Raw genomic sequence first — 3,234 nt, 5'->3', positions numbered from 1 at the left:
GTGCGGGCGGCGTCCGCGATGACGTGCGCGTCGCGGGCGTCGGTCTTCGCCTCGCCGGGATACAGATCGGCGATCCGGCGCATGGTCAGGCCGGGGAGGTAGGCGATTCGGCAGCCGGTGTCGCGGGCGACGGCCAGCGGCAGGGCCCCGACGCTGGCCGGCTGGTCGACCACCACCAGCACGGTCCCGTGCTTGGCCTGCAGTCTCATGAACAGCTCACGGAGCCTGGGCTCGCTGTTGGGCAGTGCCCTGTCGAAGACCTTCTTGCCGGCCGGAGTGAGCGCGGTCGCGTGGTGTTCGCCCTTGCCGACGTCCAGGCCGAGATAGAGATCTATGCCGTCGGTGCTGGTCAACAGGCCCTCCCCAGGTCTCGCCCTCTCCGGCCCTGCGGCATCGGCGTGCCGGCATCCACGTTACGGAGAGCCTGCCTCACCCGGTGCGGGATCGGCGCTCAAGCCCCTCATCAGCGGTCTGCCAACGCCTCCGAGCCCGGTGACACCACTTTTTCGATCATGCTCGACAAGGGGCACGCAGTCATGCCGGGCCGGGAGGCCGGGAACCCCGTTGCGGGGCCACGAAGACGGTAACGGGGGCGCGCGGACAATATCCGCGCGCCCCCTTTCGGCTGTTACCAGCGGGCGGTCGCCGGCAGCGGCTCGCCGTACCAGAGTTCGACCAGATGGCGGGCGATCGAAATTCCGGACGGCGGCAGGATCTCGCCCGCCGCCATCCCCGCGCCCAGCTCCTCGCGGGAGAACCAGCGCGCCTCCGAGAGCTCCTCGCCGTCCACCGTGATCCCGGTGCCCGCCGGGTCGGCCGTACCCATGAAGCCCAGCATCAGGCTCGACGGGAACGGCCACGGCTGGCTGGCCACGTAGCTGACGTCGGCGACCCGCACCCCGGCCTCCTCGAAGACCTCGCGGGCCACCGCCTGCTCGATCGACTCGCCGGGCTCGACGAAGCCTGCCAGGGTCGACCAGCGGCCCTCCGGCCAGAGCGCCTGGCGCCCCAGCAGGCAGCGGTCCTCGCCGTCCGTGATCAGCATGATCACCGCCGGGTCGGTGCGCGGGTAGTGCTCGGCCGCGCAGGACGTGCAGCGGCGGACGTGGCCCGCACCGGCCTTCTCGGTGCGGTGCCCGCAGCGCGAGCAGAAGCTGTGCAGCCGGTGCCAGTGCTCCAGGGCGACCGCGTGCACCAGCAGCCCGGCGTCCCGGTCGGACAGCGTCGCCCCGACCTCGCGCAGCCCGGCCGGCCGGGCGTCGCCGTCGAGCCGGCCCGGCAGGCTCTCGCCGGCCAGCGCGAAGTACGAGACGCCGTCGTCGTCGGTGCCGAGGTAGAACCGGTCACCCGCCTCCGGCGCCTCGAAGGACGGCAGCAGCACCAGTTCGCTGCCCGTCGCGGTGTCGACCACGAAGACCTCGCCGCCGGCGATCGGCAGCACCTTGGTGGTCGGGTGGCTCCATGCCGCGGCGAGCCAGGGCTCGTCGAAGCGGTGGTGCGCGGCCCGGTCCACCCCGGCGCGGGCCAGGGCGAGGTGCTTGGTGTCAGGCGCGCTCAATCCGTCCATCCCCGTTCGCGATTCGAATCGTTCCCACCCGCGCTCACCGCCAGTTCTCGGCGAGGTCGCCCCACAGGTACGCCGAGGTCTCGACGCCCTTGCGCAGCAGGTCCAGCTCCACCTTCTCGTTGACGGAGTGCCAGCCGTCGGAGGGCACCGAGATGCCGAGGAACAGCACCGGCGCGCCCAGCACGTCCTGCAGGTCCGCGGCCGGGCCGGAGCCGCCCTCGCGGGTGAAGAGGATCTTCTGCTCGAAGGCCCGCCCCATCGCCCGGACGACCGACTGCAGCGCCGGGTGGTCCAGCGGCGTCAGGCAGGGCCGGGTCGCCCCGGGGAAGGCGATCTCGTACCGGATGCCCTCGGGCACCTGCTCGGCCACCCAGGCGCGGACGGCCTCGCGGACCTTCTCCACCTCCTGGCCGGCGACCAGCCGGAAGGACAGCTTGAGGTGGGCCTCGGCCGGGACGATGGTCTTGCCGCCCGGGCCGGTGTAGCCGCCCCAGATGCCGTTGACCTCGGCGGTGGGCCGGGCCCAGACCCGCTCCAGGGTCGAGTAGCCGGCCTCGCCGAGGGTGCCGTGCGACTTGGCGACGCGCAGCCACTGCGCCTCGTCGAAGGGCAGCTCGGCGAAGAGCGCGCGCTCCTCGGCGGTCAGCTCGACCACGCCGTCGTAGAAGCCCGGGACGGCGACCCTGCGGTCGGCGTCGTGCAGGGCGGCGGCCAGCGCGGCGGCCGCGTCCGCCGGGTTGGGGACGGCGCCGCCGAACGAGCCGGAGTGGATGTCGGAGTCCGGGCCGAAGAAGTCGATCTGGCAGTCCGCCAGTCCGCGCATGCCGGTGCAGACGGTCGGCGTGGTCTCGGACCACATGCCGGTGTCCGAGATCATCACCACGTCGGCGGCCAGCCGTTCGGCCTCACGGCGCACCAGGGCGGCGAAGTTCGGCGAGCCGGACTCCTCCTCGCCCTCGACCAGCAGCTTGAGGTTGACCGCCGGGGCGGTGCGGCCGGTCGCGGCGAGGTGCGCGCGCACGCCCAGCGTGTGGAAGAAGACCTGGCCCTTGTCGTCGGCCGCGCCGCGGGCGAACAGCCGGCGGCCCAGCACGGTCGGGGTGAACGGCTCGGTGTCCCAGCCGTCCTCCTTCGCGGCGGGCTGCACGTCGTGGTGCCCGTACACCAGCACGGTCGGCGCGGACTCGTCCCCGGACGGCCACTCGGCGAACACCGCGGGCAGCCCGTCCGTCTCCCAGACCTCGGCGACCGGGAAGCCGGTCGTGCGCAGGGCCCCGGCCAGCCACTCGGCCGAGCGGCGGACCTCGCCGGCCCGGTCCGGGTCCGCGGAGACCGAGGGGATGCGCAGCCAGTCGGAGAGCTCCTGGAGGAAGGCGGTCTCGTGCTCGTCGATGAAGGTGCGGACGACGCTGTCCGGGGTTTTCGTCATACGGACGACTTTAGTTCGCCCGGACGGGTGCGCGCCCGCGCCCTCCCCCGCCCGCACCGTTACCTCGGTCACCTCCCGCCCCACGGCCACCTCCCGCCCCGCGGGGGGGGGGGGCCGGGCGCGCGCGGGCGCGGCCCCGCCCCCCCGCCCGCCTTCTCCGGCACTCCCGATTTCGTCGAACCCCCGTCAGCCGCCGTGCCGTCATTTACGCTTCCATGGGAAGGGGTTGGTCTGGGCG

3 protein-coding genes are annotated in these 3,234 nt (G+C 73.4%); all 3 read right to left on the bottom strand.

All coding sequences use genetic code 11. The features are described from left to right. Positions 1–353 (bottom strand): IS110 family transposase (locus ACFV0G_RS37470; RefSeq protein ID WP_380557721.1); only part of this gene is annotated, 353 nt, incomplete at its 3' end. 275 nt (positions 354–628) lie between these two features. Beyond that, a complete protein-coding gene (gene nudC, locus ACFV0G_RS37465; protein ID WP_380557718.1) occupies positions 629–1,567 on the bottom strand; it encodes an NAD(+) diphosphatase in 939 nt (312 codons plus the stop codon). A gap of 34 nt (positions 1,568–1,601) precedes the next feature. Then, positions 1,602–2,996: a dipeptidase gene (locus tag ACFV0G_RS37460; RefSeq protein ID WP_380557715.1), complete on the bottom strand. Its 1,395-nt coding sequence runs from the start codon at positions 2,994–2,996 to the stop codon at positions 1,602–1,604. Positions 2,997–3,234 lie beyond the last annotated feature (238 nt).

This window comes from Kitasatospora sp. NPDC059571, assembly GCF_042735675.1.
GTDB lineage: Bacteria > Actinomycetota > Actinomycetes > Streptomycetales > Streptomycetaceae > Kitasatospora.
This window is presented reverse-complemented; position numbering and strand designations above follow the sequence as displayed.

Excerpts from the sequence above, each read along its gene's own strand:
- nudC (WP_380557718.1), bottom strand. The coding sequence starts at position 1,567 with ATGGACGGATTGAGCGCGCCTGACACCAAGCACCTCGCCCTGGCCCGC.
- ACFV0G_RS37460 (WP_380557715.1), bottom strand. The coding sequence starts at position 2,996 with ATGACGAAAACCCCGGACAGCGTCGTCCGCACCTTCATCGACGAGCAC.